This is a genomic window from Bacillus sp. JCM 19034, assembly GCF_001310635.1.
GTDB lineage: Bacteria > Bacillota > Bacilli > Bacillales > Bacillaceae_D > Halalkalibacter.
The window spans coordinates 39,785-61,040 of sequence record NZ_BAXR01000006.1 but is presented as its reverse complement, the minus strand read 5'-3'; the positions used below and the strand labels follow the sequence as shown (position 1 = coordinate 61,040).

Sequence of the window (21,256 nt, the reverse complement as noted above, 5' to 3'; positions counted from 1 at the left end):
AAGTAATCTATTTTTGTACATTCTACATAAAGAAAAAAAAAACGAAAACAACGCTCCTAAATGAGCAGTTATTTTCGTTAATACGTCGTTTATTGCATTTATCAATTTCTATCTATGTGTAACTGTCTTATAATATCCAACTAACATTAATGCTATAGAAGTAAGGGCAGCCACTATTGGGATTAAAAAACTAAGCAATACCAAAAACATATACCCTATTTCTATTCCTGCAAAAAGAAACAAAATCGCTATCATCGGACTTGACACAAATAATAGTGCTCCATATTTCAAATACTTATTATCCAGAATGAATTTATGAACTATCCAGTATAAAAACAAAGTTACTAGAATTGTAAAAATCACGACAACCGGATTCATAACAACCCCTCATTTCATGTTAATTCAATTCCATATTAACATCTTTTTGGTAAAAATGAAAGGATTTAATAGTTTCATTAACCTGTGCGTCTTTTATATATCAAAAAAGCCTAGAGTCCCCTCTAAGCTATCATATATACTTATTTTGAAAAAGGAATATTCACCAAATCAGGTACAGTTACAAATTCGTATCCTTGCTCCTGCAATGCTGGTATAATTTGCTTTAGAGCAGCAATCGTATTCGTTCGATCTCCATCCCAATCTGCCCCATCATGCAGTAAAATAATCGCCCCTGGTTGAACATTACTCAGAACATTTTCAGCAATAACCTCAGGAGGATCCTCTTGCCAATCGAGTGAATCTACAGACCAGCCTATCACTTGATACTGTAAATCCGCTAGCTTTTCTACTAATTCTTCATACAAAAATCCATACGGAGGACGGAATAAGCTTGGTCGGTAGCCAAGAATGTCATTTATAACATCTTCTGTTCTATTCACTTCTCGCTCTAACGTCGGAATATCCCCTTCCTCCACTAGATTCGGATGGAAATATGTATGATTGGCAACGATATGGCTTCATTAATCATTCGCACAACTAATTCAGGATATGCAGCAGCACGTGAACCTAATACAAAAAATGTCGCTGGTACATTATACTCACTTAATACATTTAATACATCTTCAGTGTAACGTGGATCAGGTCCATCATCAAAAGTTAGTGCTACTCGAGTTTGATCTGTGGGACCTTGCAAAATAAACGTCTCTGGATATTGCTGTTGTAATAAGTTCATATCAACTGGCATTTGTCGCTTTCGTTCTTGTTTTTCGGGCCCGCCTCGTAACTCTGGAAAATCTTCTTTTTCACGATCCTTCTTCCACCAAAACTGCTGGTCGACGTCACTATCATCGACATTTGCTAACACAACAGTAGATAAATGGAAACTAAATAAAAACATCACTGCTAAAATGAGAACCATACGGTCCTTTTTCATTCTTTCACCTCCTATCATTACCAATAGTTTGAAATATAATTGGTTTATTTATTCATAAGTGGTTGAATTACCAAATTCATGTTACGTTTATTTGTTTTAGCTATTTGCCTCATATACATTTACGTATTGAATGTCGTATTCGATACCTCTTGCGTACGTAATTTGTCAATAATTTTCTGAAATCCGTAATTTACCATTGCTAATGAATAGAAGATTAGAAAAATGGTTAATGAGGTAAACTTATTTAATTTATAATGACCGATTCGTTGGAAAAGAGCATTTAAAGGGTAAGCAAAAATGAGATCCATGACTAAATTTGCGAGTGCATATAACCAAAATTTTTTATAAGTAAAATGAAATACCCATAAATTAATAGTCATGAACGGACCAAAGATAAAGGCTAAAGAATCAAAGACTACGAATTTCGGCCCTCCTTTAACCGTCCACCATTTGAAAAGAAAATTTAACAGCACTTGTATTAACAAAAGGTTCGAGCAAAATAGTGTTACTGCCAAATACTTCTTAAATGATTCTCTAGGTAAAAAAATAATGACCGTTAGCCACAAAATAATTGCGTTAACTATTCTAAAGACATTCGCCATCTATTAACCACCACCTACCTTATTTATTTCATTTATTTTATAATTTCCCATTATTTATTAATTATGTAACCTTTCACATCTAGTTTCCTTCTACCAGATACGTCTAGCTGTAATGGCGTAGGACTTCATTCATTTAATTTGCAACCGGAATAAATGAATGGAGAATTTTAGAACATCTTGAGAAAAAACTTGTTTTTGCTAGCTGGTGCAGAAAAAGAGCTAGATCAATCGCAGTCCATTAAATAAAGGCAAAATTGGTCTTTGAATGTGAGACCCTATTTATGTGCAGTTTAATCTTTCATTCATCGTTTACAGCTCATATGTTACACTGTATTTGAGAGTTAATCGGGCTATCCTGCTCAAAAAATCGGTAATGATGAACTGCTATATTATCTAGGATAACTAAGGAGTGTATATATTGAATCCTGCCACAAATTATTCTATTCCAAACCATTTACGCTCTAACTGTACAAATTGTTTTGGCTTATGCTGCGTTGCTTTACCTTATGCAAAATCAGCCGATTTTCCTTATCATAAAGACGGCGGTAGTCCTTGCCGTCATCTACGTGCTAATTATAGCTGTGCAATTCATAATCATTTACGAGAAAAAGGATTTCGTGGCTGTTCTGTGTACGAATGTTTTGGTGCCGGTCAAAAAGTATCCCAGTATACATACGAAGGGAAAGACTGGCGTAACCATCCAGACAAAGCTAATGAAATGTTTCAAGTCTTTCCAAGACTACAACAGTTACATGAAATGCTGCTTTATTTACATGAGTTATTGAACTATGAGTGCATCAAACCGTTACATAGCGAGATAAGGCAAACAATTGATGAAACAGAACAATTAACGAACCTTTCTCCAAAGGACATCCTGATACTAGACATACCAAGCCATAGAGCACAAGTAAATGTGCTTCTATTAGAAGCTAGTAAAAGGATTCGTGCCAGAGAAAAAAGCAGGACACGTCATTCTAGAAATAAGGGAAATGATTTTATTGGAGCCAACTTGCGAAAGGCCAACTTACGGGGCGCTAATTTCAGAGGGGCGTTATTGATTGCCGCTGACCTACGTGATGCCGACCTACGAATGTCTGATATGATCGGAGCCGACTTAAGGGACGCAAATCTAAGAGGTGCAAATATGTCAGATTGCCTTTTCCTAACTCAAGCACAGGTTCAGTCCGCAAATGGTGATAGTCATACTAAGTTACCTCATAGGTTGAGGATGCCTGAGCATTGGAAACAAGCATCATCCTCGCATAAGTAAATGTTTAGGCAGCACGAAAGATTTAACGTCTTTCGTGCTGCCTATTAAAATGATGTAACGCTTCATTTAGTTTCATTCTCTTCCCATTTGCTAATTTCTTCTCTGACGATCGGTGCTACCTCCTTACCTAATAGCTCGATCGCACTCATTACTAGTTCATGCTGCATTGAACCAACAGGAACGTGTAGCATAAAGCGTGTAATGCCGACTTCTTTTCGTAAATGGATAATCTTATCCGCAACCGTTTGGACATCACCAACATATAGTGCACCTTCAAAGCTTCGTGCAGCATCAAAGGAATCACGTGTATAAGGTGGCCAGCCACGTTCGCGTCCTAACTGACTCATGACGTACTTAGTCGATGGATAAAAAGCATCTGCTGCGGCTTCTGTAGTCTTTGCAACAAAACCGTGTGAATGTGAAGCGACAGGAAGCTTCGTCACATCATGACCTGCATGTTCAGCTGCTCGTTTATATAAACGAACAAGTGGTTCAAATTGTAGGGGACTTCCACCAATAATTGCTAAAACAAGTGGCAACCCTAGTAGACCTGCTCGTACAACTGATTCAGAATTCCCACCACTACCAATCCAAACTGGAAGGGGTTCTTGCACAGGACGTGGATAAACTCCTAAATCATTAATAGCTGGCCTATGCTTGCCGCTCCACGTCACTTTTTCCGATTCACGAATTTTTAACAAAAGCTCTAGCTTTTCTTCAAACAGTTCATTGTAATCATTTAAATCATATCCAAACAGCGGAAACGACTCAATAAATGAACCCCTTCCTGCCATAATTTCAGCACGACCATTCGAAATAGCATCTACTGTTGCGAAATCTTGAAAAACACGAACAGGATCTGCAGAAGAAAGTACTGTTACCGCACTCGTCAAACGAATATTTTTCGTCTGTGCTGCTGCAGCTGCTAATACAACGGCTGGGGATGACGCAGCAAAATCTTGTCGATGATGCTCCCCTACTCCGAATACATCTAATCCAACTTGATCAGCTAAAACAATCTCTTCAACAACTTCACGAATTCTTTTTGCATGTGTTGGTGCCTTCCCATTTTCTAATGTCGGTGTTGTCTCAACAAATGTGCTAATTCCTATCTCCATTCATGCCCCTCCTATTGCTTTGATAGTTAACCTTTTAATATTTAACCAAAAACGCTCAATATTGTTCCTACCTTATTTTCGACTAAAACAAATAATTTATCAACTAAATGGACTTACAAGTTCCCACAATTTTGAGCACCTTCAAAACGTTTGAAAATCAAGGCCACAATTATTTCTAACATTCCCTAACGTCCCCTTCAAATTTATGACATAATAGTAAAAAAGGAAGGAGGAGAAATAATGGAACAAGGAACCATTAAACATATTGCTTTTTTTACCCTTAAGCACCATATCAATGACGAGGCAACTGAAACCTTTTTAAAAGAAGGAAAGGATATTCTTAGTGCAATCCCAGTTGTTCAAAATTTTGAAGTATTAAAACAAACGAGTCCAAAAATGAACTATGATTTTGGATTTTCTATGGAATTTTTCTCACAAGAAGATTACGATACGTACAATAGACATCCAAGCCATGTAGCGTTTGTCGAGGAAAGATGGAAAGTGGAAGTGGATCGTTTTCAGGAAGTTGACTATATTGTATTATCAAAATAATAAGTATTTTCATTGAAAAAGGCAGTTACCCTAGACGGATAATCGCCTTTTTTCATTTTTTAATACGTAACCGGAACCTCTGTTTCAACATACGTAAAGCCATCAGCGTAGGTCACCTCAATGTCTACCGAAACGAGACCTACTTCTGTCAATTGTATATACCAATTATTCATTACTTCAATGTTACCATCACCCATCTCTGTATCAACGTACATAGAAGAGGATGAAGTCATAGTAGATGCTCTTCTGGTTTAGATTCTGCTACATTTGGATGAAACGTCATATTTGTAACCCATTGATTTTGCTCATGTAATTCAAGCAATTCACGTTCAATAGAAAAAAAACGATTATCTATCATTTGTTCATAATTAGAAAGTCGCTCTCTTAAGAGCTCTATTTCATTTTTTATATCGCTCGTATTTATTATTGTGTAAATATTAATTAGCAAACTTGTAATTAATAATAGAAACATTCCCTTTAGTGCTTTATTCAAAGGTATCAGCAACCCTTCTGTAGTTTGTACATTCGCAGCTCCCTTTTTTATTCTAACATTCAATGGTTAGTCATAAATAACAAATGGACATTCTAGTAATCTGTGTTCACGATGAGGATAACATGGTATAACTCCCTAATTCCTTCTTGACTAGATTAAGAAATGGGTGTTCTTATCCGTTACTCGACTAAGCTTAATGTGAAGAGAATCTATTCTTTTTTAGATAAATTCTTTAGTTTAACCGTTTACATAAAGTTATCCTCTCCCTATAATTTAGGCACTGTATAGATTTCTTAAACGATAGGAGAGACGTTCAATGACAAAAAAAGTGAAGCAAAACGAACCAATTGTAACGCATTTATACACTGCAGATCCTTCCGCCCACGTATTCGATGGTACATTGTATATTTATCCGTCTCATGACCTTGAACACGATGGTCCTGATAATGACAATGGTGATCAATATCAAATGGAGGACTATCATGTATTTTCAATGGACAGTATTGAAGGTCCTGTCGTAGACCATGGAAAAGTGCTGCATGTTCGGGACGTACCTTGGGCTTCTCAGCAAATGTGGGCACCTGATGCTGCCTATAAAAATGGGACGTATTACTTCTTCTTTCCTGCAAGGGACCATGATGGAATCTTTCGTATTGGTGTTGCAACGAGCAAATCACCAGCAGGTCCTTTTAAACCAGAGGATCAATATATTGCAGGAAGCTTCAGCATAGATCCTGCTGTATTTGTTGATGGAGATGAAAGGGCATACTGCTATTTTGGTGGTTTATGGGGAGGCCAGCTTGAAAAATGGCAAACAGGGACATATCTTCCTGATGCAGAAGGGCCAGCTCTTGATGCACCCGCTCTTGGACCACGTGTAGCCGAATTGAGTGATGATATGCTCTCATTTAAAGAAGAACCTAAAGAAATTTCCATAATTGATGACGAAGGGAACCCTATTTTGACAGGTGATGAAGACCGTCGTTATTTTGAAGGCCCTTGGGTTCATAAATATCTTGATTACTATTATTTATCCTACTCAACTGGGACTACTCATAAAATTGTATATGCGATCAGTAAAAATCCACTAGGGCCTTTTGTCTTCAAAGGAACCATCTTAAAACCGGTCATCGGTTGGACGACTCATCATTCTATCGTTCAATTTAAAGATAAGTGGTATTTATTCTACCATGATTGTTCATTATCAAATGGAGTCAACCATAAACGTTCCGTTAAGTTCACTGAGCTCCATTATAACGAAGATGGCACAATACAAACAATCGACCCCTATAAGTAAAAATAAAAACGTTACTTTGGTTGAAAAAATGACACTTTCAACCAAAGTAACGAGTTAGTAATAACCTTTTTATTTTATTGGTTCCTTCACTTGAAAATAGGCTCTTAACACTTGAGCTAAATAAGAAAGAGGTGTTGATTCAACTTGACCGTATTCTCGCATCGTATAAAGGTGAATAGCATTTGGTAGTTCGTGCTTTAATTGTTTACGTATCTTTTCCCCTGACGCATCTGCATCAACTAAAATATACACATCTTCATTTTCAATTGGTAAAATGAACTCCTCAAGCTTCTCACTACTTAATGTACCATGAGTACAAACAATCGTGACTGTTTCGTCTAATACTTTTTTCACTCGTTTACGATCATTTGACCCTTCCACTATTAAGACCTTCTCAATCATACGACTTCATTCCCTATGTCAATAGTAACTGCCTCATCACTAGTATAAACCTTTAGTCTTAATTATTAAACTATGACTTTAAATTGGACGCTAATTTACCCACTACTGAACAAATTCATCTGTTTGCCACACTCTACGTAAAATACTAGTTCCTCTCGTTTGAAATGAACTCTAGCTATTAAAATCCTTTTTAGCGCATTGTTTGCCATCTCACTAATTATTCATCTTCTTCTTCAAAATACTCTAAATCATCGTCACAATTAGGGACCGGGACATATTCCCAATCGATATCTGATGCAAAATAAAAGCTTGGATAGGCAGGTTGGTTATAGCTAGAATTTTGCCAAGCAATGCCTGTACGATATTGAATGTCATGCATGAGTGTAAAAAGCTTTCGATCGGTCACTTCTGTATTCATATATATTCGGATTGCCGAACTATCAGTTAATCGAACGAGCAATTCCTCACGCCAATCGCCGAAAATATCCGCAACTAGTGAGGGATTGCCTTTCGTCCCATTGTTTGTTAAGGTTCCTTCAGCCGTCAACATACAACCGCGTTCCCAATCATCAATTGTTGGTGGAAGATTACCAGAACCATTGATAATTTGCGTTGACATATCACCAGCCCACTTAATATTCATATTTGTACCGGGGCAGCGTTTCCCTAGAACGCGTCCGTCAGCACTACGAAGTTCAGTTGTCCATGTTTGAAGACCTCTTTCTCCTCGTACAACATCACCAATCATTGCTCGACCTAAATCAATACCCGCATATTCTCCATAAATGACCTTACCATCTTCAGCTTTCCTTAGAGCGTAACCATACGGTGCTCGTTCATCCTCAAATACCGAATAAATTTCTAGTCCTGGTCGATCTGGATTGATGTCTGCAACATGAAGTGCATCCCCATGACCTAAAATCACGTACTCACCAGGATAATCACTCTCTTTTGGCAAATAATCCATTGAGCTATATAATAACGTTCCATCATGATCTAACGTTGCTCCCCCATGGATAATTTCATGCTTTCCATCTCCATCTACATCGGCAACACTAATGGAATGGTTTCCTTGTCCGGCTAATTGTGCTAACGCTTTGTTTTTCCCAGGTGCACCATGCGGATTACTTTTAAATGGATTGTTCATTCCAACATGACCACTATCAGCAAGCCACACTAATTCTAAGTTCTCACCATTCCAATTATATGCTGCAAGTGCCGCTCTTGAATAATATCCGCGGTTAAAAATCGCTGAAGGCCGTTCCCCATCTAAATATGCAACCGCAGCATTGAAACGATCAACACGGTTTCCTGGTTCAATTCGGGGATAAGCATAATCTCCCCATAGTAACCCATCATCACCGCGCCCAGGTTCATAATGAATCGTTTCTAACTCTTCACCTGTCTCACCATTAAAAACAGTTAAATATTCTGGACCTGATAATACAAACCCCTCAAAATGGCGTAAATTATTCCGTTCGCTTCGACTTGGAGCGTAAATATCCATAAAATAATCAGTTAATGTTTCTGCATCCGCACGTGATAACGGATAATTAAATTGGACATCCATACTAAAACATTCTTCTAGCGTTGCTGGCCAATTTCCTGCGACAACTTCTTCATGCTCATGCCAGTGTAAGAACGTATTAACAATATGTTCATAATAATCGTTAGCACTGTAACGGTAGTCATCTTTATGGCTATACCCTGCTTCAATATCTTTCTGCGGTAATGTAATATATTGTTCAGACTTTATATTACCGTTATGATCATAGTGAATAACCTTCGTACCAGGTGCGGTCTTAAACATCAATTCAGCTTTTCCATCCCCATCAAAGTCATATACTAAAAACTGAGTATAATGTGCACCTGAACGAATATTAACCCCTAAATCAATTCGATATAAAAGCATCCCTTCCAATGTATACGTATCAATATATGTATTACCCGTATACCCAACGTGCGAAACGTCCTTTGAATTTGATGGGTCCCATTTTACAATAAACTCGTATTGCCCATCACCATTTACATCTCCAACACTCATATCATTAGCGGAATACGTATAGACTTCCCCCGCTGGTGTAATGCCATCTGCAGGCTTCTGTAGTGGAATATCGTAATAAGGATTTTCCCATGGTGTAACTGTTTTGCTAATATCACCGATTTCTTCTCCACCTATTACAGCGCTTACAAAATAACGAGAAGATCGATCCCCTTCATGATCGAGATAATTCGTACTTGTTTTAACAGTGGCAATTTTTTACCATCGCGATACACATTAAAACTCGTTCCTCTTAATCCAATGCTCGAATAGCCTGTCACTTCATTTGCCAACAAGCGCCAGCTTAAAAATATACCTTCTGACGTTAATGCAGCTACTAACCCACGGTCTAACTCTTCCAATTGTACATTGAATTTCTTTTTTTTATGAGAGCGTACGATATCCGAGCTAGCTACTTCATCTCCAGCGACAACCGCTGACACTTTAAAGAAATGTGGCACATGTGTCGACCGTTCAAAAGTGAACGTCGTATTTGAAGTTTTGCCTATTTGTATGTACTGCATTTGATCCGTATTTTTATTCGCCCAGTAAACAGCATATTCATCTGCCCCTTCATAAGCTACCCAGCTTAACGTGACAGAACTATCTGTTACATTTACAATTTTTAATTCATTTACTGACTTTTTAATAAATGACGTGCTCTGTCCTCCTAGTCCAAAATCTGAATCACATGAATCATATCTGTACCTGTTCATTTGCTTCTCCTCCTTCTATTAAACTAGTAAAGTTATTAATGACTATGATCTTTCAAATATGTACTACAGCCCCAATGCACACGACTCGGACTTTTAGAACCCGTCCAACCTCTTTTTTGTAGCTCTTTTGCAATAAAACGATTAAAGAAGCCATGACCTATGAATATAACGCTTTCATATTTATTTGCAAATCTCTCTAATTCATCAACAGCTTGCACAGCCCGTTTACGTGCTTGTTTATATGATTCACATTCTCGTGAATATCCTAGCAACCAACTAATACGGAGCAGTACTGACCAAGTAGTTGGCTTTAATTTAAATCCTTTTAATTTCCACGGAAATAACGGCATTTCAACCTCACGATACAATAAAGAGGTATATACTTTTTTTCCACTTTGTAACAGATTAGCAGATTCTATCGAACGGATCAAATCACTTGTGACAACAAAATGAGCCCTGCTCATTTCATATACCGTGTTGTGAGGATATGATTTTTCTTCTTTTACACTCTTTTTATTGTAATCATCTACCCATTTTGCAAATTGAACACTATTCATTTTATCGTTCACAGCATGTAATGACTTTCCATGTCTCACTAATGAAATCTTCATATTAGCCTCCAGTACCTTTTGACAACATTGTACACAAATTTTAACATAAAATGTATACGGTATATGTTAGCAATAGGAAGTGAAACTTAATCAAACTTAGGTAAAGAAAAAGCGTGCAACTTTATAATTAAAAGTTTGCACGGTACTTATTGACGAGTTGCTACATTTCCTTATTAATTTTTTGTCTATGTCTATTATAAACGTGTTTTTTTAAAAACGAGCAACTCGTACGGTTGAATCGTTCCATGCTCTCCTTTTATTGTTCCTTGCTGTTGATTTGATGCAATGATTTCCCACGTTCCAGATGACGGCAAATGTATTCGGTACTGCTTCTCACCTGGATTTATATAAACAGCTAAATCGGTCGTGCTATCTAAAAGGGTAAAACTAAAAATTGGGCAGCACTTTTAAGTATGTGAATATGATTTCTAATCTGCTCTTTAGAATGCAATCGAAAAACTGGATACTTTTTTCGAACCTCAATAAGTGTACGAATAAAATTTATATTCCGATCTTCAAGCTCTCTGCTCTTCCAGCTTAATTGATTCACTTCATCTCCAGAAATATAGCTATTCCCATCTCCTTTTTTCGTGCGAAACCATTCCTGACCGGCGTGTATAAAAGGCACTCCTTGACTTAATATAGTTAAGCCTGTCGCCAATTGATGGATTTTTTTTCGGGTTTCTTCTGATTGAGACGGATTCGTTTTTAACAATCGATCCCAAAGTGTATGATTATCATGACACTCTACATAATTAATCGACTGTGAAGGCAGCGAAACAAACGGAGTACCGTATTCCTCTAATACAGAGCCCGTTATAAGGAAAGGAAGACGTTCTATATACTTCCCGCCACCATTTACATATCCTTGAGCACCTTCGTTGAATAATTCGCCTTTAAGCGAGTCGCGAAAAAAATCATTGAAAAAGGAAATATTCGGAATATCCTCAGCTTTATCCGCAGTAGTTTTCATTGAGTACGGTAGTGCTGTTGGCAAATCCCATCCTTCACCAAGTAATACAATCGGCCTTCCTTCTTTTACACATCGTTGTTCTATTTTCTTCATTGTATTTAGATCAATTGAACCCATTAAATCAAAGCGAAATCCATCTACTTGAAACTCTGTTAGCCAATAATCGACCGTATCAAGTATAAATTTTTGAGCCATGGTTCGCTCACTCGCAAAATCATTCCCTACACCAGTACCATTACTAATATTTTGATGTTGATCATAACGGAAATAATAACCTGGTACGATCTTTTCAAATGGAGATTCTTCCATAATATAGACATGATTATAGACAACGTCTACAATTACGCCAAGATTTTCTTTATGAAATGCTAATATCATTTCTTTGCACTCTTGAATACGTACAAGTGGATCTGTAACATTAGATGCGTAACTACCCTCGGGTACTTGAAAAAATAGTGGGTCATAACCCCAATTATAAGAGGAGTGGGGGTTACATTCATCGACACGTGCAAAATCATTAATTGGTAGTAGTTGAACATGTGTGACACCCAAGCTTTTTATATAAGAAATCCCGGTTGAAAAACCTGAAGGAGTCGTCGTGTTCGTTTCCGTTAACCCAGAAAATGCCCCTTTCTTTTTCACACCGCTCCATTCACAAATCGTCGCATCTCTAACATGAATTTCATAAATTATTGCGTCATGTATTGATGGTAACGAACGTTCCTGATCTAGAGTTTCCAATTCAATTCGTTGCAAGTCAACTACCACGCCTGTTTTACTATTTGCTTGTAACGCCTTAACATACGGGTCAATTGCACGGACCGCTTCCCCATTAACAACAAGCTCATATTCATACGTTTCGCCGTGCCAATCTCCTGGAACAACTCGTTTCCATATCCCTTTTTCACATTTATTTAATGACAATTTTTTATTTTTCAAATATAACGTAACGAAAGTCGCTGTGGGTGCCCATAACGTAAACGTCGTTTCATTTCTTGTACAAATAGCTCCTAAAACTTCCGTCTCATTTGTATAGTTCTCTTCAAACCAATCTGTTCTAACAATCGCTCCCGGATAGACTGAAAATCGTTTATTATTGACAATCAAAAATAGCTCTTCCCCTAAAGGGAGTGGTTCTTCCACAAAAAACTTCGCTATATGTTCCCCTTCAAAACGCTCAAAATGAACTGAGTAATCCTTCCTTGATCCCGTTACAACAAGGGATTCATTCATTGATAACTCATGCAAACAATCTGACGTTACCGTTAATTCGTGAACATCGTCTAACCAAGCAATTGTTGAAGACACTGGACACTCCTCATTTCTACAATGTTTATCTTATATTACGTTATTCACCTATCATTACGAATGTTATACATTCTCTTATATCTAATATTTAATGTAATTTGATCGTACCCTCCATTTCTAATTTTCCAATTAATGTTATTCCTAAATAATGTGTTCGTCATAATTTGACACAACCTACTAAATTCATATGTGAAATTGTCTAACGTTTTTTCTTACAATTACTCTATATTTCATTATAATTATATTTGTACAAATCATTAATGTCACGTTACTCACACTCACCCCTATCCTATTTTATTTTAACCTACATAAAACAGCTATCTCATAATTTCTTTCAATGCTAACCGTTCTAATATAACATCATTTGGAAAATGCTAATCTTTGAAAGGAGATTTTAACTATATGCCTGAGATGGTCTCAGAAAACGACATTTATTTATTCCACCAAGGTACACATTTTTTTAGCTATCAATTTCTCGGGGCCCACCCGCAAATAATAGGCTTAAATGAAGGATTTGCTTTTACCGTTTGGGCACCTAATGCAAAAGAAGTTAGCGTTGTTGGTGACTTTAACGATTGGAATGGGTCAAACTACAAGCTTGAGAGAATATCAGAACAGGGTCTTTGGCACAAATTTTTCCCTTCTATTCCTTCTGGTGCTTCATACAAGTATCTAATTCACTCATCAGCTGGACACACGTTCTTAAAAGCTGACCCTTATGCTTTTTACTCTGAGCTAAGACCTGCAACTGCATCCATTACTGTCGGTTCATCGGCATTTGAATGGGAAGATGAGCAATGGCTAAATGAGCGAGCAAAAAACCCGTTTTCAATCAACCAATTAACATTTATGAAGTTCATGCAGGCTCTTGGAAAACTCATGACGATGGAACTCTCTATAGCTATGTCGAATTAGCTGATGAATTAATACCGTATGTAAAATCATTAGGGTTTACCCACATCGAACTGCTTCCATTAGGTGAACATCCATTTGATTTATCATGGGGTTACCAGCAAACTGGGTATTTTTCTGCCACATCTCGTTACGGAAGCCCAGATGATTTTAAGTATTTTATTAATCAATGTCACGTTGAGGAGATTGGCGTCATATTAGATTGGGTTCCCGGCCATTTTTGTAAAGACGATCATGGGTTACGCCAATTTGATGGAACCCCGATCTTTGAGTATTCTGATCCGAAAAAAGCAGAGAAACAAAACTGGGGAACGCTCACCTTCGATTTTGGCCGCCCTGAGGTTCAAAGCTTTCTCATCTCAAATGCTCTTTACTGGCTTAAAGAATTCCATATCGACGGACTTCGCGTAGATGCAGTCGCTAGTATGCTTTATTTAAATTTTGATCGAAATGATCAAGAAAAGCTTTATAACGGGTATGGTGGCGAAGAAAATTTAGAGGCAATCGCGTTTTTAAAAAAGCTAAACGAAGCTGTATTCCATTATTACCCGAACACATTAATGATGGCTGAGGATAGTACTGATATCCCACTCATAACAAGCCCTACCTATATGGGAGGTCTCGGCTTTAATTTCAAATGGAATATGGGCTGGATGAATGACACACTTGACTATATGGAACGTGACCCTATTTATCGAAAATGGCACCATCAAAGCTTAACTTTTCCAATTATGTATACTTATACTGAAAATTTCCTACTCCCTCTATCACACGATGAAGTCGTACACGGAAAAAAGTCACTGTTAGATAAAATGCCTGGTGACCAATGGCAGAAATTTGCCAACCTCCGCTTATTGTACGGTTATATGATGACACATCCAGGTAAAAAGCTATTATTTATGGGGGGAGAGCTTGCTCTATATTCAGAATGGAAGGATCAAGAACAGCTTGATTGGCACTTACTTGATTATCCACTACATAAAGCGATGTACGACTATGTGAAAGAAGTAAACCATTTCTATAAGCAACAGCCCGCACTTTATGAATGTGATCATGAGCCAAAAGGCTTTGAATGGATTGATCCTCATAATATCGATCAAAGTATCATAGTATTTTTGAGGCGGGGAAAAATTAAAAATCAAGAATTAATTATTATTTGCAACTTCACTCCGAATGTTTATTACGATTATAAAGTAGGCGTGCCCCACCCGGGGACATATCAAGAGGTTTTCAATTCAGATGCGACAAAATTTGGAGGATCTAATCAATTAAATGATGGGAAATCCTTCAGTTTTCCGGCACGATGGCATGGATATAACCAGCATATTAAAGTGAAAATCCCACCATTGGCTATTTCTATTTTTCAACACCAACTAAGGAAGTCATTACTTGAGGAGGATAATGGATGAGGAAAGAATGTATTGGAATGCTGCTTGCGGGGGGAGAAGGAAAACGATTAGGACTATTGACGAAAGACGTTGCAAAACCAGCTGTTCACTTTGGAGGGAAATACCGAATTATCGACTTCACTTTAAGCAATTGTGCCAATTCAGGTATTTATACGGTAGGTGTCTTAACCCAATATTCTCCATTAGAATTAAACAAGCATATCGGGGTTGGGAAACCATGGGACTTAGATCGGCAACATGATGGTGTTTCGATCCTTTCACCCTACACAGCCAAAGGGGGTGGAAGTTGGTATTCTGGTACAGCAGATGCCATTTACAAGAACATTCATTATATTGAACAATACGACCCAGATTACGTACTTGTCATATCAGGTGACCAAATTTATCAAATGAATTATCAAGAGATGCTTATGCAGCATAAAGAAACAGGTGCTGATGCAACGATTTCTGTAATGGAAGTTGCTTGGGAGGAAGCACCGAGATTTGGTATCTTAAATACTTTTGATAATTTACAAATTTATGAGTTTGAAGAAAAGCCCACCTCTCCGAAAAACAATCTAGCATCAATGGGTATTTACATATTTAATTGGAAAATATTAAAAGAATACTTATTAGACGATCAGTTATCACCTCATTCCTCTCATGATTTCGGTAAAGATGTCATTCCTGCCATGCTTCATAATGGGCAATCGCTTTATGCTTTTCCATTTAAAGGCTATTGGAAAGATGTCGGAACGATACAAAGCTATTGGGAAGCGAATATGGATCTTTTAGATGAAGATTTGGCTTTCTCGTTACATCACAAAAACTGGCAAACATATACGCAAGACTACAACTTTCCTCCTCAATTTTTAAGTGAAAATGCAACGGTACAGCACTCTTTCGTTAATTCAGGTTGCTGGATTTGCGGAACCGTTGAACATTCTATTCTATCGAAAAATGTTTCCGTTGATGCTGGGAGCATTGTGAAGACTCTATCTTACACCCTAATGTAACAGTGCAAAAAAATGCATCACTTGAACGAGTGATCGTAATGGAGAATACCGACATTCCAGCAGGATTACACCTCTTTTCTGCTTCACATAATGAACCGCTAGTCATTGATCAAGCTCACGTCAATTTAATGTTATCAAATTTGTAGAAGAGGAGGCTAATCAACATGCAGACTATGATGGGTGTCATTAACTTAGAAAATGAGCTCGATTATTTAAACGAACTAACCTACTTCCGTTGCGGGGCCGCTGTACCATTTGCAGGGCGTTATCGCCTGATTGATTTTACTCTATCTAACATGGTCAAGTCCGGCATTACTGAGGTTGCCATCTTCACTAGGACAAAATACCGTTCTCTTATGGATCATCTTGGTACAGGAGCTGACTGGAACCTTGATAGAAGGTATGGTGGACTTTTTATTCTTCCTCCAGATTGGAATGATCCGACTGATATTTCCAAAGGAGACCTTCGACATTTTCATAACAATCGCGATTTTTTTGAACGCAGTAACTCTGATTACATTTTAATAAGTGGGAGCCAATTTATTTCTACATGTGACTATAAAGAGGCCTTTTTGCATCATCTAAAAACAAACGCTGATGTCACTCTCATTACAACATTAATAAAAGACAAATATCCTGAACATCATTCGTATAAGCGAGTTGAACTAAATGAAAACCACTTAGTTAAAAATATCACCAACGATGCAAACAATCCTCTTCTTTTCACAGGTGTATACATTATCACGAAAACCAAGCTTATGGAGCTTATTGACAAATGCATCGCTTATCATAAAGACCAATTTTTTGTGAATGGTATTATTGACAACTTAAATACTTTAAACGTGCAAACTTATGAACATCAAGGCTACAATGCCATTATCCAATCAATTGAAAGCTACTACCGCCACAATATGGATCTATTATCGGCTGATCTTTACAAAAATCTCTTTTATCAAGATCCTTTTATTTTAACGAAAATTAGCAATGAACCTCCAACGAAATATCGCAAAGAAGCGGTAGTCAAATCTTCTATACTTGCCAATGGCTGTGATATCCAAGGAATTATTGAAAATAGCATATTGTTTCGAGGCGTTAAAGTCCAAAAAGGGGCTGTTATTAAGAATTCTATTATTATGCAAAGCTGCACTATTGAAGCAGACGCATATTTAGAACATGTCATACTTGATAAGGATGTACACATTTCAGAAAGAAAGGCTTTGGTCGGATGTGCTGAGCAACCTTACGTTGTTCCTAAAAGAAAAGTTATGTGATTCTTACTAAACCAAATTGAAAGGAGAAGAGATCGGATGAAACATATACTATTTGTCGCTTCTGAATGTAGCCCATTTATTAAAACCGGAGGATTAGCTGATGTCACTGGATCTCTTCCACAAGCATTACAAACCTATGAAAATATGCATGTTTCAGTCATTTTGCCATTATACGATGAAATTGCTCAGGAATGGAAAGATCAGATGGTCTTTAAAGCGATAATCCGGTTGAGCTTGGATGGAGAAATCAAACAGCCGAGCTATATTCCCTTTACTATGAAGGTGTTCACTATTATTTCCTTGCGAATACGTTTTATTACACGAGAAAAGGTATATATGGTTATTTTGATGATGGTGAGCGGTTTTTATTTTTCAGTAAAGCTGTTATCTCCTCACTTCATTATCTCGACTTTGTCCCAGATATTCTCCACGCCCATGATTGGCAAGCCGGAATGACTGTAGCATTTGCTAAAATCTATCAACCAATTGAAAATTTGAAAACTGTCTTCACCATTCATAATATGAAATATCAAGGCCTAATACCTGTTGAAATGTACGATGATTTTTTCTGCTTACCTCGTGAGCATATTGGTGGCTTGGAATGGAATGGGATGCTGAACTGTTTAAAGGCTGGAATTTTTCACGCTGATAAGATTACGACCGTTAGCCCTACTTATGCAGAAGAATTAAAAAATCCATATTTCGGTGACGGGTTACATCCGCTTTTACAAGAACGTGAAGCTGATTTTACTGGTATTTTAAATGGGATTGATTCTGAAGAATATAATCCATGAAAGATCCATATATTGAAGTGCCGTATAGTTATTCAAGAGCGAAGAAAAAGTTAAATAAACTTGCCCTTCAAAATGAATTAGGCCTGCTAGTAAGCGAAGATACACCATTATATATCATGGTGACAAGATTAGTTGAGCAAAAAGGATTACATTTAATTCAACATATACTTGAGGAATTTTTACAAGAGAATATTCAGTTTGCTATTTTAGGTACAGGTGATGCAGAATTTGAAAATTATTTTACTTCTATAGCGAATAAATACGAGTCGAAGGTAGCGGCGATGATCACTTTCGATGAAGCTCTCTCTCGCAAGCTTTATGCTGCAGGTGATTTTTTCCTTATGCCGTCCCAATTCGAACCGTGTGGCTTATCACAACTAATTGCACTTCAATATAAAACCGTGCCGATTGTTAGAAAAACTGGAGGACTAAAAGATACGGTTTTTCCTTACAATGAGTTGACTGGAGAAGGAAATGGCTTTAGTTTCACTAACTACAACGCTCATGACCTTCTAACTGTTCTTCACTATTCATTACGAGTTTATCAAGATGAAATAAATTGGAAACAGTTAATTAAAAACGTGAACAAATGTAAGGTTGATTGGAAACATTCTGCTGCCGATTACAATCGTTTGTACTTATCAACTTCGCCTGAACAAGGAGTGAGCCAAAATTGACTTATCAACACGTGGATGAGTTCATCAACCAATTAACTACTAAGCTCCGTGTCCTTTTTAACAAAGAGGTAAACGATTCTTCTTCAAAAGAGATTTATTATGCCCTTTCGGCACTCGTTAACGATGAAATACATCCACAATGGGAAAATACTAACGAACATTATAAACGTGATAACATCAAACAAGTTTATTATTTATCAATGGAGTTTTTAATTGGTCGTCTGCTTAAAAGTAACTTACTTAACTGCGGATTACTGGAGATGTCTAATCAAGCGCTAACTAAATTAGGGATAGATTGTGAAGCAGTGTATGCTCATGAGCATGACGCTGGACTGGGGAATGGAGGGTTAGGGAGGTTAGCAGCCTGCTTTCTCGATTCCTTAGCTTCCTTACAGTATCCTGGTCATGGCTATGGCATTCGTTATCGTTACGGCCTTTTTGAACAACGTATCATCCATGGGAACCAAATTGAACTTCCTGATTATTGGCTAAAAGATGAATATCCCTGGGAAATTCGACAAGCAAATGAAAGTGTTCATGTCCATTTTGGCGGTCAAGTCCATATGAACCGTCGTAGTGATGGCTCATTAGAATTTCGTTATGAGAACACTGATGAAATTATCGCCGTTCCTTATGATATCCCTATTAGTGGCTACCACAATCAAACGGTCAATACCTTACGCCTATGGAGTGCAGAATGTATTGACAAAAACGGGGCTACTTCGCATGGAGAAGAGTACTACCATACACTTGATCACACTCACACCATTGATCAAATATCTGGTTTCTTATATCCCGATGACTCAAGCTATGAAGGTAAGGAGCTGCGCTTGAAGCAACAATACTTCCTTGTTTCTGCAAGCATTCAAAATATTGTACGTCATTACTTAAAGGAACAAAATCGTTCATTATCAGAATTACCAAATTACATTGTCATTCAAATTAATGATACCCACCCTAGCTTAGCAATTCCAGAATTAATGCGATTGTTAATGGATGAGTATGGCTTAGGCTGGGATGCAGCTTGGAAAATCACGCAAAAGACTATTGCTTATACGAATCATACGACGTTAAGTGAGGCATTAGAAAAATGGCCTAAGACGATGGTCGAAACACTTTTGCCAAGAATTTATATGATCATTGACGAGATAAACGAACGTTTCTGTCAAGGGCTTTGGTTTGACTATCCCGACATGCGACATCAAATCCCCGAGTTAGCTATTATCGCTGATGAACAAATTCATATGGCACGTTTAGCAATCGTTGGAAGCTTTAGTGTTAATGGCGTTGCAAGATTGCATACAGAAATATTAAAAAAGAAAGAGATGAAGCTTTTTTACAGCCTTTTTCCAGAACGGTTTAATAATAAAACGAACGGGATTACTCACAGAAGATGGCTTCTCCAAGTAAATCCACGTTTATCGACATTAATTACAGATGTCATTGGACCTGCCTGGATTAAACGTCCAACCCAGTTAATTAGCTTACTTCGCTATTCCAAGGACCCCTCATTTCTTGAGAAAATGGAACAGGTCAAATTGGAAAATAAACGGGCACTGGCTGACTATATTTATAGACGAATGGGAATAAAGATTAATGAACATTCGATTTTCGATGTACAAATAAAACGACTCCACGAATATAAACGTCAGCTTTTAAATATTTTCCACGTTATTTATTTATATAACGAACTAAAAGATAACCCGAATTTAGACATTACACCTCGTACCTTTATTTTTGCGGCAAAAGCCGCACCAAGTTACCACCTTGCAAAAGAAGTGATCAAACTTATCCATACAGTGGCATCGTTCGTTAATCATGATCCTGACATTCGAGATAAACTGAAGGTTATCTTTTTAGAAAATTATAATGTCAGTTTAGCTGAAAAAATCATACCTGCAGCCGATATTAGCGAGCAAATCTCAACTGCTAGTAAGGAAGCTTCAGGAACTGGAAATATGAAAATGATGATGAATGGTGCCATAACAGTAGGTACAATGGACGGTGCTAATATTGAGATTCGCAATTTAGTTGGGGATCAGCACATTTTCATGTTCGGTCTAACTTCCGATGAAGTACTCCATTATTATGAACATGGTGGATACTCGGCCAGAGACATTTACAATACAGATGATCGCATTAGCCGAATTTTAGATCAGTTAAATAGCGGTGGGTTCGGCCCGCAAGATATGGAATTTAAAGATTTATATTATAATATTCTCTATCATAATGACCCGTATTTTGTTTTAAAAGATTTTGATCCTTATATTGAAACACATGAACTCATCGAGCAAGCTTATCGTGAACGCTCAACATGGCTTAATATGAGTGTCACGAATATAGCGTACTCTGGAAAATTCTCAAGCGATCGGACAATTCAAGAATATGCTAATGAGATTTGGAACATTAAAAAGAACTCTTGAAACTTTCTAATAAAAAATAT

The 21,256-nt window shown here is 37.3% G+C and carries 17 protein-coding genes and 3 pseudogenes; 10 read left to right on the top strand and 10 right to left on the bottom strand.

Features of this window, described 5'->3' with window-relative positions; translation table 11 throughout:
• Nucleotides 1–518: 518 nt before the first annotated feature.
• From JCM19034_RS24955 to JCM19034_RS11210, 3 genes are all read right to left on the bottom strand, one after another.
• Nucleotides 519–914: a polysaccharide deacetylase family protein gene (locus JCM19034_RS24955; protein WP_370621907.1), complete on the bottom strand. Its 396-nt coding sequence runs from the start codon at nucleotides 912–914 to the stop codon at nucleotides 519–521.
• Nucleotides 914–1,372, bottom strand: a complete 459-nt coding sequence (locus JCM19034_RS24950) for a polysaccharide deacetylase family protein (RefSeq protein WP_370621906.1) — start codon at nucleotides 1,370–1,372, stop codon at nucleotides 914–916. Before JCM19034_RS24950 ends, JCM19034_RS24955 begins: the two co-directional genes overlap by 1 nt.
• Before the next feature lie 119 nt (nucleotides 1,373–1,491).
• Entirely contained in the window at nucleotides 1,492–1,974 is a 483-nt protein-coding gene (locus JCM19034_RS11210; RefSeq protein ID WP_062049792.1) for a hypothetical protein, read from the bottom strand.
• A gap of 418 nt (nucleotides 1,975–2,392) precedes the next feature.
• Between JCM19034_RS11210 and JCM19034_RS11205 the strand changes: the two genes are divergently transcribed.
• On the top strand, nucleotides 2,393–3,244 hold the full coding sequence (locus JCM19034_RS11205) for a pentapeptide repeat-containing protein (RefSeq protein ID WP_370621905.1): 852 nt from the start codon (nucleotides 2,393–2,395) through the stop codon (nucleotides 3,242–3,244).
• Nucleotides 3,245–3,306: 62 nt separating this feature from the next.
• Here JCM19034_RS11205 and JCM19034_RS11200 read toward each other — a convergent pair whose 3' ends face one another.
• Nucleotides 3,307–4,362 carry an LLM class flavin-dependent oxidoreductase gene (locus JCM19034_RS11200; RefSeq protein WP_062049791.1) on the bottom strand — a complete coding sequence of 352 codons (1,056 nt, stop codon included), beginning with the start codon at nucleotides 4,360–4,362 and terminating at the stop codon, nucleotides 3,307–3,309.
• Between the two features lie 240 nt (nucleotides 4,363–4,602).
• Between JCM19034_RS11200 and JCM19034_RS11195 the strand changes: the two genes are divergently transcribed.
• The gene (locus JCM19034_RS11195) at nucleotides 4,603–4,914 is read left to right on the top strand and encodes a Dabb family protein (RefSeq protein ID WP_062049790.1); all 312 of its coding nucleotides are present in this window, start codon (nucleotides 4,603–4,605) and stop codon (nucleotides 4,912–4,914) included.
• 59 nt (nucleotides 4,915–4,973) lie between these two features.
• Here the strand turns inward: JCM19034_RS11195 and JCM19034_RS21790 are convergent, their stop codons facing one another.
• Both JCM19034_RS21790 and JCM19034_RS11190 read right to left on the bottom strand, forming a co-directional pair.
• The gene (locus JCM19034_RS21790) at nucleotides 4,974–5,147 is read right to left on the bottom strand and encodes a hypothetical protein (protein ID WP_156323964.1); all 174 of its coding nucleotides are present in this window, start codon (nucleotides 5,145–5,147) and stop codon (nucleotides 4,974–4,976) included.
• Nucleotides 5,144–5,407, bottom strand: coding sequence for a hypothetical protein (locus tag JCM19034_RS11190; protein ID WP_062049788.1), 264 nt, complete (start codon nucleotides 5,405–5,407; stop codon nucleotides 5,144–5,146). Before JCM19034_RS11190 ends, JCM19034_RS21790 begins: the two co-directional genes overlap by 4 nt.
• A 316-nt stretch (nucleotides 5,408–5,723) precedes the next feature.
• On the opposite strand from JCM19034_RS11190, the gene JCM19034_RS11185 reads away from it, so the two are divergent.
• Nucleotides 5,724–6,704: a glycoside hydrolase family 43 protein gene (locus JCM19034_RS11185; RefSeq protein ID WP_062049786.1), complete on the top strand. Its 981-nt coding sequence runs from the start codon at nucleotides 5,724–5,726 to the stop codon at nucleotides 6,702–6,704.
• 69 nt (nucleotides 6,705–6,773) lie between these two features.
• On the opposite strand, the gene JCM19034_RS11180 is transcribed toward JCM19034_RS11185, so the two are convergent.
• The 4 genes and pseudogenes from JCM19034_RS11180 to pulA all read right to left on the bottom strand — a co-directional run bounded on the left by JCM19034_RS11180 (nucleotide 6,774) and on the right by pulA (nucleotide 12,755).
• A complete protein-coding gene (locus JCM19034_RS11180) occupies nucleotides 6,774–7,106 on the bottom strand; it encodes a toprim domain-containing protein (RefSeq protein WP_197276396.1) in 333 nt (110 codons plus the stop codon).
• Nucleotides 7,107–7,323: 217 nt separating this feature from the next.
• Nucleotides 7,324–9,656 (bottom strand): annotated as a pseudogene (locus JCM19034_RS11175) (rhamnogalacturonan lyase).
• 242 nt (nucleotides 9,657–9,898) lie between these two features.
• A complete protein-coding gene (locus tag JCM19034_RS11170) occupies nucleotides 9,899–10,474 on the bottom strand; it encodes a histidine phosphatase family protein (RefSeq protein WP_062049784.1) in 576 nt (191 codons plus the stop codon).
• 373 nt (nucleotides 10,475–10,847) lie between these two features.
• A complete protein-coding gene (gene pulA / locus JCM19034_RS11165; RefSeq protein WP_062049782.1) occupies nucleotides 10,848–12,755 on the bottom strand; it encodes a type I pullulanase in 1,908 nt (635 codons plus the stop codon).
• Nucleotides 12,756–13,157: 402 nt separating this feature from the next.
• On the opposite strand from pulA, the gene JCM19034_RS24945 reads away from it, so the two are divergent.
• The 7 genes and pseudogenes from JCM19034_RS24945 (at nucleotide 13,158) to JCM19034_RS11140 (ending at nucleotide 21,236) form a co-directional block, all read left to right on the top strand.
• Complete coding sequence (locus JCM19034_RS24945; RefSeq protein WP_370621904.1) at nucleotides 13,158–13,670, top strand: hypothetical protein; 513 nt, start codon at nucleotides 13,158–13,160, stop codon at nucleotides 13,668–13,670.
• Entirely contained in the window at nucleotides 13,595–15,076 is a 1,482-nt protein-coding gene (gene glgB, locus JCM19034_RS11160; RefSeq protein WP_370621923.1) for a 1,4-alpha-glucan branching protein GlgB, read from the top strand. Before JCM19034_RS24945 ends, glgB begins: the two co-directional genes overlap by 76 nt.
• Nucleotides 15,073–16,217: pseudogene (locus JCM19034_RS11155) on the top strand (glucose-1-phosphate adenylyltransferase). Before glgB ends, JCM19034_RS11155 begins: the two are co-directional and overlap by 4 nt.
• A gap of 18 nt (nucleotides 16,218–16,235) precedes the next feature.
• Nucleotides 16,236–17,342: a glucose-1-phosphate adenylyltransferase subunit GlgD gene (glgD, locus tag JCM19034_RS11150; RefSeq protein WP_062049781.1), complete on the top strand. Its 1,107-nt coding sequence runs from the start codon at nucleotides 16,236–16,238 to the stop codon at nucleotides 17,340–17,342.
• 36 nt (nucleotides 17,343–17,378) lie between these two features.
• Nucleotides 17,379–18,136 (top strand): annotated as a pseudogene (locus tag JCM19034_RS23210) (glycogen synthase).
• Nucleotides 18,133–18,813 (top strand): glycogen synthase, encoded by a 681-nt coding sequence (locus JCM19034_RS23205; protein WP_231686929.1) that lies wholly within the window; start codon nucleotides 18,133–18,135, stop codon nucleotides 18,811–18,813. The pseudogene JCM19034_RS23210 and the gene JCM19034_RS23205 overlap by 4 nt, the downstream one beginning before the upstream one ends.
• Nucleotides 18,810–21,236 (top strand): glycogen/starch/alpha-glucan phosphorylase, encoded by a 2,427-nt coding sequence (locus JCM19034_RS11140; RefSeq protein ID WP_062049779.1) that lies wholly within the window; start codon nucleotides 18,810–18,812, stop codon nucleotides 21,234–21,236. Before JCM19034_RS23205 ends, JCM19034_RS11140 begins: the two co-directional genes overlap by 4 nt.
• Nucleotides 21,237–21,256: the final 20 nt, after the last annotated feature.

What these genes read in the sequence shown, in the direction of transcription:
- JCM19034_RS24950 (WP_370621906.1), bottom strand. Translation starts at nt 1,372, where the DNA reads ATGAAAAAGGACCGTATGGTTCTCATTTTAGCAGTGATGTTTTTATTT.
- JCM19034_RS11210 (WP_062049792.1), bottom strand. Translation starts at nt 1,974, where the DNA reads ATGGCGAATGTCTTTAGAATAGTTAACGCAATTATTTTGTGGCTAACG.
- JCM19034_RS11200 (WP_062049791.1), bottom strand. Translation starts at nt 4,362, where the DNA reads ATGGAGATAGGAATTAGCACATTTGTTGAGACAACACCGACATTAGAA.
- JCM19034_RS11195 (WP_062049790.1), top strand. Translation starts at nt 4,603, where the DNA reads ATGGAACAAGGAACCATTAAACATATTGCTTTTTTTACCCTTAAGCAC.
- JCM19034_RS21790 (WP_156323964.1), bottom strand. Translation starts at nt 5,147, where the DNA reads ATGACTTCATCCTCTTCTATGTACGTTGATACAGAGATGGGTGATGGT.
- JCM19034_RS11185 (WP_062049786.1), top strand. Translation starts at nt 5,724, where the DNA reads ATGACAAAAAAAGTGAAGCAAAACGAACCAATTGTAACGCATTTATAC.
- JCM19034_RS11180 (WP_197276396.1), bottom strand. Translation starts at nt 7,106, where the DNA reads ATGATTGAGAAGGTCTTAATAGTGGAAGGGTCAAATGATCGTAAACGA.
- JCM19034_RS11170 (WP_062049784.1), bottom strand. Translation starts at nt 10,474, where the DNA reads ATGAAGATTTCATTAGTGAGACATGGAAAGTCATTACATGCTGTGAAC.
- JCM19034_RS24945 (WP_370621904.1), top strand. Translation starts at nt 13,158, where the DNA reads ATGCCTGAGATGGTCTCAGAAAACGACATTTATTTATTCCACCAAGGT.
- glgD (WP_062049781.1), top strand. Translation starts at nt 16,236, where the DNA reads ATGCAGACTATGATGGGTGTCATTAACTTAGAAAATGAGCTCGATTAT.
- JCM19034_RS23205 (WP_231686929.1), top strand. Translation starts at nt 18,133, where the DNA reads ATGAAAGATCCATATATTGAAGTGCCGTATAGTTATTCAAGAGCGAAG.